The sequence below is a fragment of the Citrobacter sp. Cpo090 genome (genome assembly GCF_030332665.1).
In the GTDB taxonomy this organism is placed as follows: Bacteria; Pseudomonadota; Gammaproteobacteria; order Enterobacterales; family Enterobacteriaceae; genus Citrobacter; species Citrobacter portucalensis.
This window is the reverse complement of the sequence record NZ_JAOWHK010000028.1, coordinates 64610-77260: the sequence shown is the minus strand read 5'-3', so window position 1 is coordinate 77260 and position 12651 is coordinate 64610. Positions and strand designations below refer to the sequence as shown.

The window sequence follows — 12651 nt, the reverse complement described above, 5'->3', positions numbered from 1 at the left end:
AGTCAGTAACTGAACAACGTTGTCCTAATTTTCATGATTAATGTGGATTCGCCTGACAAATCAGCCTCTTTTACTTGTCGCTTTGCACTAAACGTCCGACAATTTGCCAAAACCTGGTAAAAATGGAGATGCCTATGACCACCGCCTTCTTTGTCGCTGCCGACTGGCTTGCCGAACATATTGACGACCCGGAAATACAAATTCTTGATGCCCGGATGGCACCTCCAGGACAGGAAGATCGCGATGTTGGCGAGGAGTATCGCGCGGGCCATATTCCTGGAGCAGTCTTTTTTGATATTGAAGCGCTTTCCGATCATACCTCACCGCTACCGCATATGATGCCGCGCCCGGAAGCCTTTGCCGTTGCGATGCGCGAGCTGGGTGTTGATCAGGATAAGCATCTGGTTATCTACGATGACGGTAATCTGTTTTCCGCGCCACGCGCATGGTGGATGCTGCGGACATTTGGCGTCGAAAATGTCTCCATTCTGGCGGGCGGTCTGGCAGGCTGGAAGCGCGATGAGCTAATGCTCAAGGAAGGCGATGAGGATTTACCTGAAGGTGAATTTAATGTGGCCTTTACGCCTGACGCAGTTGTGCGCGTTACCGATGTACTGCTGGCCAGTCATGAAAAAACGGCGCAGATCGTCGATGCCCGTCCGGCTGCGCGTTTTAATGGCGAAGTTGACGAACCGCGTCCAGGTCTGAAACGTGGCCATGTGCCGGGTGCGCTTAACGTACCGTGGACAGAACTGGTTCGTGACGGCGAACTGAAAACCACCGATGAACTGGATGCTATTTTCTTCAGCCACGGCGTGAGCTTTGACCGCCCTATTATCGCCAGCTGCGGCTCCGGCGTAACGGCTGCCGTTGTGGTGCTGGCACTTGCCACCCTGGGCGTTTCTGACGTCGCATTGTATGACGGCGCATGGAGCGAATGGGGAGCGCGCAACGATTTACCGGTAGAACCGAAATTATAAAGCAGGAAATGCCGGATAGCGCTTCGCTTATCCGGCCTACCATTTAGATAATCCGGTTCTGTTTAAAGTCTCGCAGGAAACCGCCCCAGCGGCGTTCGTAGAACGGTGCGATGTGCTCAGTGATAAAGTGGCTCACGCCCTTCTCACCTTTCCTCACTTGGCAGATATCAATGGGTTCATCACCCGGCAGCGTATCGGTCGCGACGCTGCCCGCAGCGTGGATGATCTCTTCAATATCCCCTTCCGCTTCAATACCAATCAGCAGATTCGGCTGGGCTTCCGCACTTTCTTTGATTGAGCAGATAAACGCGCGTTTTACCGGCTTAATGGTTTTAAACAGCGTAGTCAGCGAGTCAATCATCTGCGCCGGAGGTTCAGCGACTTCAGAGAGGATCAGCGATTCACCGCCTTCCAGTACTTCCTGGGTACTGAGCGGATTCCCCTCTTCCCCCATCAGCAGGCTGATTTCACGCGGCATAAATTCTTTGCCGGTCGGCAGTTTCGCGTTGAGAAACAGCGTTTCGCCGAGCGTCATTTCAAACAACGTACGCACCGGCATAACGACGAACGCTTGCTCATCTTCCACCGCCTGCTGCAGGGCTTCCAGAGAGGTGAAGAACGGGATCACGGTCGTGCCGTCTTCTTTTTCCCAGTGCTGCAGATCGAGAGCGCTGTCTTCAACCACCGCCTCGCCTTCTGCGGCAGTACCCGGCACCCAGACCGTGGATTCCAGTAAAGTACGGAAAAATGCCGGACGATGCGCAGGCTCTGTCGCCGCCTGTTCCAGCAATGTTTCTAATTCGTTTTTTGTTTCGGACATAAGTATCACAAATTGGATGAATACATGTAGGCCGGATAAGCGTAGCGCCATCCGGCAATACAGTAATAAATTATGCGGTCAGCAGATTCGCAATCGTGCGCACACCCAGACCGGTTGCGCCCGCAGACCACTGCTCAACCGGCGCTTTGCGATAGGTTGCGGAGCAGTCGATGTGCAGCCAGCCCTGCTGGTAGTTTTCCACGAAATGGGACAGGAATCCCGCCGCGGTGCTTGCGCCAGCCGGGTAAGCCGCGCTGCCGGTGTTATTCAGCTCGGCAAAGTTCGACGGCAGCTGGCTACGGTGGAACTCTGCCAGCGGCAAACGCCAGAACGGTTCGTTTTCCTGCGCTGCACTTGCCAGCAGGCGAGCAGCCAGTTGATCATCAAAGCTAAACAGTGCGTGGTAATCGTTGCCCAGCGCGGTTTTCGCCGCGCCGGTCAGCGTGGCAGCATCAATAATCAGCTCCGGTTTCTGCGCGCTGGCGTCGATCAGACCATCGGCCAGCACCAGGCGCCCTTCGGCATCGGTATTCATCACTTCAACTTTTTTACCGTTGCGATAGTGAATGATGTCGCCGAGCTTAAAGGCGTTGCCGCTGATCAGGTTATCCGCGCAGCACAGATACAGCTTCACGCGCTTGTTCAGACCACGGGTGATGGCAAATGCCAGCGCGCCGGTGACCGTTGCCGCACCGCCCATGTCAGACTTCATTGAGTCCATGAATGCGCTTTGTTTGATGCTGTAACCACCGGAGTCAAAGGTGATACCTTTGCCAACCAGGCAGGCATAAACCGGGGCTTCTTTGTCGCCTGTTGGGTTGTAGTCCAGCGCCAGCAGCACCGGTGGACGTTCAGAGCCGCGACCTACGGTATGCAGTCCCATGTAGTTCTGCTCGCGCAGATCTTCGCCTTTGGTGATACGGTAAGAGACGTTATCGCACGCGACGGAGCACAGCAGATCAACAGCACGCTGCGCCAGCTGTTCCGGGCCCAGCTCTTCTGCCGGGGCGTTAATGGTATCGCGCACCCAGTCGATAATTTTCAGACGGTTATCCAGCTCTTTGCGCTGCGCTTCGTCCAGAGCGGCCCACTCAACTTTGCGGGTGCCTTTTGGTCCCTTGTAGCCTTGCCAGAACGCCCAGCTACGTTCGGTATCCCAGCCTTCACCGTCCAGTTGAACGTGTTTAATGCCCAGGCCGTCGATTTTACGCGCGGCACGCTGGATAAGGCCGAGGTCATCTTTTCCGTTCAGGTGCAGGGTAATGCCGTCATTATTAATGCTGTATGTCGCCTTTTCACCCCAGCGGGCATCGGCGGGTTGCGTGGAAAGCGTTATTTTCATGGCTTCTGTCATTTTATTTATCCTTATTTTCGCGCATACAGGAAAACGGGCCACCCGAGGGCAGCCCGTTGACTTATTCGGCTTCGTCCAGCCAGACCAGCAAAATGGCCTCAAGGATTTTTTCGTTCGATGCCTGAGGATCATCATCGAACTCTTCCAGGTCACAGATCCACTGGTGCAGATCGGTGAAACGAACGGTCTTGGGATCGAGATCGGGGAACGCGTCATACAGCGCCTCGCCGATTTCGCGGCTATCGGTCCACTTCAGTCCCATACTACCCTCTGTTAATGCTCACGCGCATGATTGATTGTGTAACGTGGGATTTCGACCACTAAATCGTCCTCGGTTACCCGTGCCTGACAGCTTAAACGGCTCTCCGGCTCCAGTCCCCAGGCTTTATCCAGCATGTCGTCTTCTTCTTCTGTGCTTTCCGGCAAAGAATCAAAACCTTCACGCACGATGCAGTGGCAGGTAGTGCAGGCACAGGATTTTTCACAGGCGTGTTCAATCTCGATCCCGTTACGCAGGGCAACGTCGAGAATAGTTTCGCCGGTCTCAGCTTCCAGAACTGCGCCATCGGGACAGAGATCCTGATGAGGCAAAATAACAATCTTTGGCATATTAAACCTCGTCCACGGAATGGCCTTTCAGCGCGCTACGGACGGATTTGTCCATGCGGCGAGCAGCGAATTCCTGGGTTTGTTTGTCTACGTTTTTAATGGCTTGTTCTATCGCGTCAACATCGTCACCCTGTGCAACCTCGCTCAAGTGCGCGGCGGCGGTGTCGATAGCCTGACGTTCTGCGGCGCTTAACAGCGCGGCATCAGCGTTCAACGCACCGGATAAACTCTCCAGTACGCGTGCCGCTTCGACTTTCTGTTCTGCCAGCATACGGGCTTTAACGTCCTGCTCGGCAAAACTCATCGAATCCTGAATCATGGAGGCGATTTCACTGTCGGTCAGACCGTAGGACGGTTTAACCTGGATTGAGGACTCAACGCCGGTGGATTTCTCCATGGCGGTGACGCTCAGCAGCCCATCGGCATCCACCTGGAAGGTCACGCGGATATGCGCGCCGCCTGCTGGCAATGCCGGGATGCCGCGCAGCGCAAAACGCGCCAGGGAACGGCAGTCCTGCACCAGTTCACGCTCGCCTTGCATCACGTGAATGGACATCGCGGTTTGGCCATCTTTAAAGGTGGTAAAGTCCTGCGCGCGCGCCACCGGGATAGTGGTGTTACGCGGGATCACTTTCTCCACCAGACCGCCCATGGTTTCCAGTCCCAGGGACAGCGGTATAACGTCCAGCAGCAGCATTTCGCTGTCCGGCTTATTCCCGACCAGAATATCCGCCTGAATTGCCGCACCGATAGCGACCACTTTGTCCGGATCGATAGAGGTCAGCGGCGTACGGCCAAAAAATTCACCGACGCGTTCACGTACCAATGGCACGCGCGTTGAACCACCCACCATCACCACTTCCAGCACATCTTGCGGCTCCACGCCCGCATCTTTCAGCGCGCGGCGGCAGGCCAGCAGCGTACGCTTGACCAGTGTGGAAATGAGTTCATTAAAGGTTTCACGGGTGATTTCACCCTGCCATCCCACCACGTTAACCGTTACAGAATCAGCGTCGCTAAGCGCGATTTTCGCTGCAATCGCGGCATCCAGCAGTTCGCGCTGTACGCGGTTATCGCTACGATCGGCCACGCCTGCCTGCTCACGAATGTAATCGGCCAGCAGATGGTCAAAATCGTCGCCGCCGAGCGCGGAATCACCGCCGGTCGCCAGCACTTCGAACACGCCGCGACTCAGGCGCAGAATAGAAATATCAAACGTACCGCCGCCAAGGTCGTAGACCGCAATTACGCCTTCCTGACCGGAGTCCAGGCCATACGCGATCGCCGCTGCGGTCGGTTCGTTCAGCAGACGCAATACGTGCAGGCCCGCCAGACGCGCGGCGTCTTTGGTTCCCTGACGCTGTGCGTCGTCAAAGTAAGCCGGAACGGTGATTACTACGCCGTCCAGTTCGCCGGACAGCGATTCGGTTGCCCGCGCGGCCAGCGCTTTCAGAATATCAGCGGAGACACGCACCGGATTCAGCAAACCGGCTGCGGTTTCAATCATTGGCAGGCCGTTTTCGCTCGCCTGGAACGTATATGGCAGATGCGGGTAACGCGCCTGGATATCCGCCAGAGAGCGGCCCATCATGCGTTTTACCGAGCTGACGGTGTTTGCCGTATCCAGCGCGGCATTGGCGCGGGCATCGTAACCGACAGAGTAGCCCTGCTGCTGATAGTGAACCACTGACGGCAACAGGTGGCGACCTTCATGGTCTGCCAGCGTTTCGGCCTGGCCGCTGCGTACAGTCGCAACCAGGGAGTTGGTGGTGCCTAAATCGATACCTACCGCCAGACGACGCTGGTGCGGCGCGGCGCTCAGACCAGGCTCACTAATTTGTAATAAGGCCATTTTCGCTTCCGGAAATTAAAAATCGAGCAGTTTTTCTTCGAGTTGTTCTGCACTGCTTCGCAGTTTATCGAGAAAACGCAGCTTACGCACGGTATCTGCCGCTGCGTCCCACGTCTCGCTATCCAGCTGTTCCACCATCAGTTGATGGCGAACGTTATACATTTCGCTGACGCGTTGCATAAACGCATCTAAACGTTGACTGTCTTTTGCCTGTTCAATCTCGTCCAGCTCTTCACGCAGCTCAAGTTGCTCCATCAGGAACGCGGTATCGCGCACCGTGTGCTGCTCGTTGCGGATATCAAAGCCGTGTAAAGACAATAAGTATTCGGCGCGCATCAAAGGATGACGCAGCGTTTGCCAGGCCTGGTTGATAGTGGCGGACTGCGAAACCGCAGCAAGTTGTTCCGCCTGGGAACCGCTGGCGAATTTATCAGGATGATACTGACGTTGTAGATCCTGAAAACGTAGGCTCAGCGCCTGATTATCGAGCTGATAACGGGCCGGTAAGCCAAAGAGGGTGAAGTAGTCCATAACATTCTCAGGGCATCGATTCTCTGTTGTTCGATGAGGCAAAACCAGAGAGTCAGGTAAAACAAACCCCACGCGCAGGCGACCACGGTGGGGTTATCAGTAAGCGCGTTACACGTGGAAGCTTTCGCCGCATCCACATTCGTCTTTCACGTTCGGGTTAGTGAACTTAAACCCTTCGTTCAGACCTTCTTTGACGAAGTCTAACTGCGTACCGTCGAGGAATTGCAGGCTCTTACCGTCGATCACGACTTTTACGCCTTTGTCTTCAAACACGGTATCTTCAGCCGCCGGCTCGTCAACAAATTCCAGTACATAGGCCATACCTGAGCAGCCGGAGGTTCTCACGCCCAGACGCAGACCAAACCCTTTACCGCGGTTTGCCAGGAAGGTATTTACACGCGCTGCTGCACTGTCGCTTAAGGTAATCGACATAATAAAACCTCAACTCTTAATTATTTTGCTTCACGTTTGCTTTTGTAATCCGCAATCGCGGCTTTAATCGCGTCTTCAGCCAGAATAGAGCAGTGAATTTTCACCGGTGGCAGTTCAAGCTCATCAGCGATATCGGTGTTTTTAATCGCCTGTGCTTCGTCCAGAGATTTCCCTTTTACCCATTCGGTAACCAGAGAGCTGGAAGCAATAGCGGAACCGCAGCCGTAAGTCTTGAAACGCGCGTCTTCAATGATACCCTCATTGTTGACTTTGATCTGCAACTTCATCACGTCGCCACAGGCCGGTGCACCCACCATGCCACTGCCCACGTTCTCGTCGCTGTTGTCAAAAGAGCCCACGTTACGTGGATTCTCGTAATGATCGATTACTTTTTCGCTGTAAGCCATGCTGAATTCTCCTTATCGGTACCGATTAGTGATGTGACCATTCAATGCTGTTCAGATCCACGCCCTGTTTGAACATTTCCCACAGCGGAGAAAGGTCACGCAGGCGGCCGATGGAGTTGCGAACCAGATTAATGGCGTAGTCAATCTCTTCTTCGGTAGTGAAACGACCTAAAGAGAAACGAATTGAGCTGTGTGCCAGCTCGTCGGTCATCCCCAGCGCGCGCAGCACGTAGGATGGCTCCAGGCTTGCAGAAGTACATGCAGAACCGGAGGATACCGCCAGGTCTTTCAGCGCCATAATCAGCGACTCGCCTTCAACAAAGTTGAAGCTGACGTTGAGAATGTTCGGTGCGCCCTGCTCGAGGTCACCGTTGAGGTACACCTCTTCCATATCTTTCACGCCGTTCCACAGACGGTTACGCAGACTGCGCAGGCGCGCCATCTCGGTTTCCATCTCTTCTTTAGCGATACGGTAAGCTTCACCCATGCCGACGATCTGGTGCACAGGCAGCGTACCGGAACGCATACCGCGCTCGTGACCGCCGCCGTGCATCTGCGCTTCAATACGAATACGCGGTTTACGACGAACGTACAGCGCGCCGATACCTTTAGGGCCATAGATTTTGTGGCCGGAGAAGGACATCAGGTCAACTTTCAGTTGGCTCAGATCGATAGGCAGTTTACCCACGCTCTGGGTCGCATCAACGTGATAGATGATGCCGCGCGCACGGCACATTTCGCCGATAGTCGCGATATCCTGCACCACGCCGATTTCGTTGTTCACGTGCATGATGGACACGAGGATGGTGTCGTCACGCATTGCCGCTTCAAGTTCTTTCAGGTCGATAATGCCGTTACGCTGCGGGGCGAGGTAGGTGACTTCGAACCCTTCGCGCTCCAGCTGACGACAGGTGTCCAGCACGGCTTTGTGTTCGGTTTTGCTGGTGATGATGTGCTTGCCTTTTTTCTGATAAAAGTTGGCTGCACCTTTAATCGCCAGGTTATCGGATTCAGTCGCACCGGAAGTAAATACGATTTCACGCGGGTCAGCGCCCACGAGGTCGGCAATCTGGTTACGGGCGATATCTACCGCCTCTTCAGCCTGCCAGCCGAAACGGTGTGAACGAGACGCTGGGTTACCAAAGTTTCCGTCCAGGGTCAGACACTGCATCATTTTCTCGGCAACACGCGGGTCCACCGGCGTGGTTGCGGAGTAGTCGAGATAGATCGGTAATTTCATTGCTCTATAAACTCCGTACATCGCTTCAATGCAAGGAATCAGGCAACCGGCTGGATGTACGACCGAGTTAACGGGGTGTGTAGCACCCCGGCCTGATTCTAAAATACTTTTATTATGCGCGTAACTTAACGTCGATCGCGTCTTGAGCACGATTAGTGCGTGGAGCGTCATGGGTATGCTGGCGACCAGACACATCCAGGACTTCCTGATTATTCACCAGTTCGCCCAACGTAATGTTGTTGAGGAAACCGGTCAGACGATCGCTCAGATCGCGCCACAGTGCGTGGGTCAGGCATTTATCGCCGCCCTGACAACCGCCTTTGCCCTGGCAACGGGTCGCATCTACAGACTCGTCAACAGCGCTAATCACTTCACCTACTGCGATGCTGCCGGCATCTTTACCCAGCAGATACCCGCCGCCTGGTCCACGTACGCTGGAAACCAGACCGTTTTTACGCAAACGGGAAAACAGCTGCTCCAGATATGACAGGGAAATTCCCTGACGTTCAGAAATATCAGCCAACGGTACCGGGCCCGTTTCGGAGTTGAGCGCAACGTCCAACATTGCGGTCACGGCATAACGCCCTTTTGATGTCAGTCTCATGTCTTACTTAGCCTCAAACTCGCCCCTGCCCGGGGTTTTTTATTGTAAAATGGGGGTATTGCATAGCAGGGGCAAGTCTGACATTCCCGACTAAATCAGTCAACTATTTACTTGACTAATTTAGTCAGGTATTTAACCTTCAGTGCCATTTTCACTTGCCGGATGCGCTTCGCTTATCCGGCCTACGAATCGTGCGGCCTGTAGGCCGGATAAGCGAAACGCATCCGGCATTAGTACAGTTACTTGCTTTTATTCTGCTGCTCGATTGAAGCTAAAATCCCGCGCAGGATGTTCAGCTCCTGGCTCTCTGGACGCGCGCGCGTGAACAAACGGCGCAGCTTATTCATCACCTGTCCCGGGTGCCCTTCACGGATAAACCCGGTCGACAGCAGCGTTTGCTCCAGATGACCGTAAAAACGTTCTAAATCATCGACCAGCGGATACTCAGCTTCTTCGTATTCTGCTGCCTTGTCGCTTTCCTGCGTTGCCAGCCAGGCCATGCGCACTTCATAAGAGATAACCTGCACCGCCATTGCCAGGTTGAGCGAACTGTATTCCGGGTTCGCGGCAATGGCGACGTGATAATGGCACTTCTGCAGCTCTTCGTTGGTCAGGCCAACGCGTTCGCGGCCAAACACCAGCGCCACCGGCGAGTTCGTCGCCTCAGAAACGCTTTTTAAACCGCATTCACGCGGATCCAGCATCGGCCACGGCAGCGTACGGGAACGCGCGCTGGTGCCTACCACCAGGCTACAGCCCGCCAGCGCTTCATCGAGCGTATCGACGATCTGCGCGCTACCGATCACATCACTGGCACCCGCTGCCAGGGCGATGGCCTGGGAGTCCGGTTTAACCAATGGATTTACCAGCCACAGATTAGTTAAACCCATGGTTTTCATTGCGCGGGCTACAGAGCCCATGTTGCCAGTGTGAGAGGTTTCCACCAGCACGATTCGAATATTTTGCAGCATTGTATTTCTTCGGCTAAAGATTATTCGGGCATATTACCATAAAACGAAGACATATTCCGAACTCGCTGCTATACTCTGCGCCGTTTTCCCGTTCTTTAACATCCAGTGAGAGAGACCGATGCATCCGATGCTGACCATCGCCGTGCGCGCAGCGCGCAAGGCGGGTAATGTAATTGCCAAACACTACGAAACACCAGACTCTGTAGAAACCAGCCAGAAAGGCAGCAATGATTTCGTGACTAACGTCGATAAAGCCGCCGAAGCGATTATTATCGAAACAATTCGCAAATCTTACCCACAGCACACCATCATCACCGAAGAAAGCGGTGAACACGCTGGTGAAGATCAGGATGTTCAATGGGTTATCGATCCACTGGATGGCACCACCAACTTCGTAAAACGTCTGCCGCACTTCGCGGTTTCCATCGCAGTACGCATTAAAGGCCGTACTGAAGTCGCCGTTGTTTACGATCCAATGCGTAACGAACTGTTCACCGCAACTCGCGGTCAGGGCGCACAGCTGAACGGCTACCGTCTGCGTGGCAGCACCGCCCGCGATCTGGACGGCACCATCATCGCCACCGGTTTCCCGTTCAAAGCCAAACAGCACGCCGCTTCTTACATGAAGATTCTTGGCAAGATGTTCACCGAGTGTGCTGACTTCCGCCGTACCGGTTCTGCTGCGCTGGATCTGGCATACGTTGCCGCTGCGCGCGTTGACGGTTACTTCGAAATCGGTCTGAAACCATGGGATTTCGCAGCGGGCGAGTTGATTGCTCGTGAAGCTGGCGCACTGGTTTGCGACTTCACCGGCGGCCATAACTACCTGGCGACCGGCAACATCGTTGCAGGTAACCCGCGCGTAGTGAAAGCCATGCTGGCGAACATGCGTGACGAACTGAGCGACGCGCTGAAGCGTTAATCTGCTGTGGTGCCGGATGCGACGCTTTCGCGTCTTATCCGGCCTACAAGTCATACCATACCGCCCACTAACCTAAAACGGCCTTATCCCTCGTCCTACCGGCACCGCGCTCATCCACATCACTACCGCAGCAGCAATCAGCACCGCACCACCGGCTAATGCCAGCGTCGTCCAGCCAATCTGTCGCCACAGCACCGGCGCTTTATGCCCGCTAAGTTTCACCGCCAGCGAGCGGAAACTGTGCACCAGCAGAGCCAGTGACGTAATCGTCAAAGAGGTTCCTGCCGCCATCGCCAGCGCTGACGCCATACCCCAGCTAAAAACGCCAATCACTTTGCTAAACAGTAAGACCATGATTGCCCCCGAGCACGGACGCATCCCCATAGACAAAACGATCATCAGCCGGGCGCGCCAGTCATCCCCGCTTTGCAACTGTTCAGGATCGGGCAAATGCTGATGCCCACAGTCGCAACCCTCGTGATGCACATGGTGCGGCGTGAAGGCGGTGAATTTGGGGCGACGCAACAGCTGGCGCAATTTCTTCAGCGCACGGACGCACAATAAAACGCCCAACACACCAACCAGCGCATAACTCCCTTTCTCCAGCCAGAAGCTACTCATATGTAACTGTCGTGCAGGCAACTGCAAAACGGTGAGCACCACAACCACCAGCCCGATGGCGACCAGCCCCTGCAATAAAGATGAGGCCAGCGTCAGACCAATACTCGACTTCAGCTTCGAGGGATGCGTTGCCAGCCAGGTAGTAATGACGATTTTTCCATGTCCCGGCCCCAGCGCATGAAGAACGCCGTAGAGAAAACTAAACAACAACAGCGATCCCCCGGCCTGGGTCGGACTGGCGGCAACCGCTTTCAGCAATCCACTCATCTGTTGATTAACATCGCGCTGCCAGACGACACTTTTCATCATCACCTGTGGCCAGGCCTGCCATAACCACAGTATGCCGCCTGCCGCCAGCAGCAAAAAGACCGCCAGCGGCCATAGCGTCAGCCAGCGACGTCTGGCTGCGCGTTGTTGATAAACTACTGACATTGCAGCGTCACCGTCTGTGCAAATTGTTTACCCAACTCCATATCCTCCGGCGGGGCGTCTTCTTTATCCAGCGACTGCGCAAAGCTCAGAGTTTGTTCATTCGGCGTCGGCGTATGTACTGAAATACGGCATTTCTGGCTTATGGCCTGCCCCAGCCTGGCGTCGCTGTCTTTGTCATAGCTCATATCAACGTAGTAGGTCGGGTCGAAGGTTGAAAGGGTATATTTTTGACCACTCAGCGGCTGAGCTTCGGCCAGAGGTAGAATGAACGTCAGCACCGCCTGATGTTCCTCACGCTCCATGCCATATTCCGTCGGTCTGTTTTTAAACTTTACCTTTTGCCCGTCGTGCCACACTTCGGTGAAATAGTGCTGCCCGAGAACGTTGGCCATCACTTCCGCCGCCAGTTTCTTCCAGATCTCATCACCAGGTTTGGCATTCCCCGCATCGTAAAGCAGATCCGCCGAGGTAATTTCATCCATCGTCCAGCGCATTTTCAGCGCGACGAACTGGTCATTCTCGCTCACTATCTCAGTTTTCAGATGGATAAAGCTGTGGGGATGCGCGCCTGCGCCAAAGGACAGGACAGCGAGAAACAACGTGATAATGATACGTTTAACGCCTTGCATGAGTTCTCCACGATGAAAATCCACACCGCCACAAATAATGATGCCGGGTTTGGCGAAAGAGTGCTGAGGATACCATTGAACGAAAAAATATTGAGCACCCTTTTCCGGTATCGATTCAGTTCTCAATTTCGATAATTTCTTCTTCGGGAAATTCCACCCAAACACCTTTTCAGCGTCACAACTTAAGTCAAATGATAATAAAATGTTAATTCATAGTTTCATTTTAATATTTAATTAACACTTAACT

Annotated in this window: 15 protein-coding genes; 2 read left to right on the top strand and 13 right to left on the bottom strand. The window is 54.3% G+C overall.

Annotated elements, in window-relative coordinates; genetic code table 11:
- The first annotated feature begins 134 nt into the window (after nt 1–134).
- Complete coding sequence (gene sseA / locus OGY83_RS12025) at nt 135–980, top strand: 3-mercaptopyruvate sulfurtransferase (RefSeq protein WP_079939505.1); 846 nt, start codon at nt 135–137, stop codon at nt 978–980.
- 43 nt (nt 981–1023) lie between these two features.
- Here the strand turns inward: sseA and sseB are convergent, their stop codons facing one another.
- The 11 genes from sseB to trmJ form a co-directional block, all read right to left on the bottom strand.
- The gene (gene sseB / locus OGY83_RS12020; RefSeq protein ID WP_286635945.1) at nt 1024–1800 is read right to left on the bottom strand and encodes an enhanced serine sensitivity protein SseB; all 777 of its coding nucleotides are present in this window, start codon (nt 1798–1800) and stop codon (nt 1024–1026) included.
- A 70-nt stretch (nt 1801–1870) separates the two neighbouring features.
- Nucleotides 1871–3154, bottom strand: coding sequence for an aminopeptidase PepB (gene pepB, locus OGY83_RS12015; protein ID WP_005120412.1), 1284 nt, complete (start codon nt 3152–3154; stop codon nt 1871–1873).
- A gap of 61 nt (nt 3155–3215) precedes the next feature.
- Entirely contained in the window at nt 3216–3416 is a 201-nt protein-coding gene (gene iscX / locus OGY83_RS12010; protein ID WP_003037694.1) for a Fe-S cluster assembly protein IscX, read from the bottom strand.
- 11 nt (nt 3417–3427) lie between these two features.
- A complete protein-coding gene (fdx, locus tag OGY83_RS12005) occupies nt 3428–3763 on the bottom strand; it encodes an ISC system 2Fe-2S type ferredoxin (RefSeq protein WP_003037690.1) in 336 nt (111 codons plus the stop codon).
- A 1-nt stretch (nt 3764) separates the two neighbouring features.
- Nucleotides 3765–5615: a Fe-S protein assembly chaperone HscA gene (gene hscA, locus OGY83_RS12000; protein ID WP_286635944.1), complete on the bottom strand. Its 1851-nt coding sequence runs from the start codon at nt 5613–5615 to the stop codon at nt 3765–3767.
- 15 nt (nt 5616–5630) lie between these two features.
- The gene (gene hscB, locus OGY83_RS11995) at nt 5631–6146 is read right to left on the bottom strand and encodes a co-chaperone HscB (RefSeq protein ID WP_286635943.1); all 516 of its coding nucleotides are present in this window, start codon (nt 6144–6146) and stop codon (nt 5631–5633) included.
- A 108-nt stretch (nt 6147–6254) separates the two neighbouring features.
- Nucleotides 6255–6578, bottom strand: coding sequence for an iron-sulfur cluster assembly protein IscA (iscA, locus tag OGY83_RS11990; protein ID WP_003835203.1), 324 nt, complete (start codon nt 6576–6578; stop codon nt 6255–6257).
- Between the two features lie 20 nt (nt 6579–6598).
- The gene (gene iscU, locus OGY83_RS11985; protein WP_002913991.1) at nt 6599–6985 is read right to left on the bottom strand and encodes a Fe-S cluster assembly scaffold IscU; all 387 of its coding nucleotides are present in this window, start codon (nt 6983–6985) and stop codon (nt 6599–6601) included.
- Between the two features lie 25 nt (nt 6986–7010).
- Nucleotides 7011–8225, bottom strand: coding sequence for a cysteine desulfurase (gene iscS, locus OGY83_RS11980; RefSeq protein WP_003835233.1), 1215 nt, complete (start codon nt 8223–8225; stop codon nt 7011–7013).
- Nucleotides 8226–8337: 112 nt separating this feature from the next.
- Nucleotides 8338–8829, bottom strand: coding sequence for a Fe-S cluster assembly transcriptional regulator IscR (gene iscR, locus OGY83_RS11975; RefSeq protein WP_003037674.1), 492 nt, complete (start codon nt 8827–8829; stop codon nt 8338–8340).
- Between the two features lie 239 nt (nt 8830–9068).
- Nucleotides 9069–9800 carry a tRNA (cytosine(32)/uridine(32)-2'-O)-methyltransferase TrmJ gene (gene trmJ, locus OGY83_RS11970; RefSeq protein WP_079939502.1) on the bottom strand — a complete coding sequence of 244 codons (732 nt, stop codon included), beginning with the start codon at nt 9798–9800 and terminating at the stop codon, nt 9069–9071.
- 118 nt (nt 9801–9918) lie between these two features.
- Here trmJ and suhB point away from each other — a divergent pair, with 118 nt between their 5' ends.
- A complete protein-coding gene (suhB, locus tag OGY83_RS11965) occupies nt 9919–10722 on the top strand; it encodes an inositol-1-monophosphatase (RefSeq protein ID WP_003037670.1) in 804 nt (267 codons plus the stop codon).
- 72 nt (nt 10723–10794) lie between these two features.
- Here the strand turns inward: suhB and OGY83_RS11960 are convergent, their stop codons facing one another.
- Complete coding sequence (locus OGY83_RS11960) at nt 10795–11775, bottom strand: nickel/cobalt transporter (protein ID WP_286635942.1); 981 nt, start codon at nt 11773–11775, stop codon at nt 10795–10797.
- Nucleotides 11766–12404 carry a DUF1007 family protein gene (locus OGY83_RS11955; RefSeq protein ID WP_194212442.1) on the bottom strand — a complete coding sequence of 213 codons (639 nt, stop codon included), beginning with the start codon at nt 12402–12404 and terminating at the stop codon, nt 11766–11768. The genes OGY83_RS11960 and OGY83_RS11955 overlap by 10 nt, the downstream gene beginning before the upstream one ends.
- Nucleotides 12405–12651 lie beyond the last annotated feature (247 nt).

Bases quoted from the DNA above. Each gene is read 5' to 3' on its own strand.
- sseA (WP_079939505.1), top strand. From the start codon at position 135: ATGACCACCGCCTTCTTTGTCGCTGCCGACTGGCTTGCCGAACATATT.
- sseB (WP_286635945.1), bottom strand. From the start codon at position 1,800: ATGTCCGAAACAAAAAACGAATTAGAAACATTGCTGGAACAGGCGGCG.
- pepB (WP_005120412.1), bottom strand. From the start codon at position 3,154: ATGACAGAAGCCATGAAAATAACGCTTTCCACGCAACCCGCCGATGCC.
- iscX (WP_003037694.1), bottom strand. From the start codon at position 3,416: ATGGGACTGAAGTGGACCGATAGCCGCGAAATCGGCGAGGCGCTGTAT.
- fdx (WP_003037690.1), bottom strand. From the start codon at position 3,763: ATGCCAAAGATTGTTATTTTGCCTCATCAGGATCTCTGTCCCGATGGC.
- hscA (WP_286635944.1), bottom strand. From the start codon at position 5,615: ATGGCCTTATTACAAATTAGTGAGCCTGGTCTGAGCGCCGCGCCGCAC.
- hscB (WP_286635943.1), bottom strand. From the start codon at position 6,146: ATGGACTACTTCACCCTCTTTGGCTTACCGGCCCGTTATCAGCTCGAT.
- iscA (WP_003835203.1), bottom strand. From the start codon at position 6,578: ATGTCGATTACCTTAAGCGACAGTGCAGCAGCGCGTGTAAATACCTTC.
- iscU (WP_002913991.1), bottom strand. From the start codon at position 6,985: ATGGCTTACAGCGAAAAAGTAATCGATCATTACGAGAATCCACGTAAC.
- iscS (WP_003835233.1), bottom strand. From the start codon at position 8,225: ATGAAATTACCGATCTATCTCGACTACTCCGCAACCACGCCGGTGGAC.
- iscR (WP_003037674.1), bottom strand. From the start codon at position 8,829: ATGAGACTGACATCAAAAGGGCGTTATGCCGTGACCGCAATGTTGGAC.
- trmJ (WP_079939502.1), bottom strand. From the start codon at position 9,800: ATGCTGCAAAATATTCGAATCGTGCTGGTGGAAACCTCTCACACTGGC.
- suhB (WP_003037670.1), top strand. From the start codon at position 9,919: ATGCATCCGATGCTGACCATCGCCGTGCGCGCAGCGCGCAAGGCGGGT.
- OGY83_RS11960 (WP_286635942.1), bottom strand. From the start codon at position 11,775: ATGTCAGTAGTTTATCAACAACGCGCAGCCAGACGTCGCTGGCTGACG.
- OGY83_RS11955 (WP_194212442.1), bottom strand. From the start codon at position 12,404: ATGCAAGGCGTTAAACGTATCATTATCACGTTGTTTCTCGCTGTCCTG.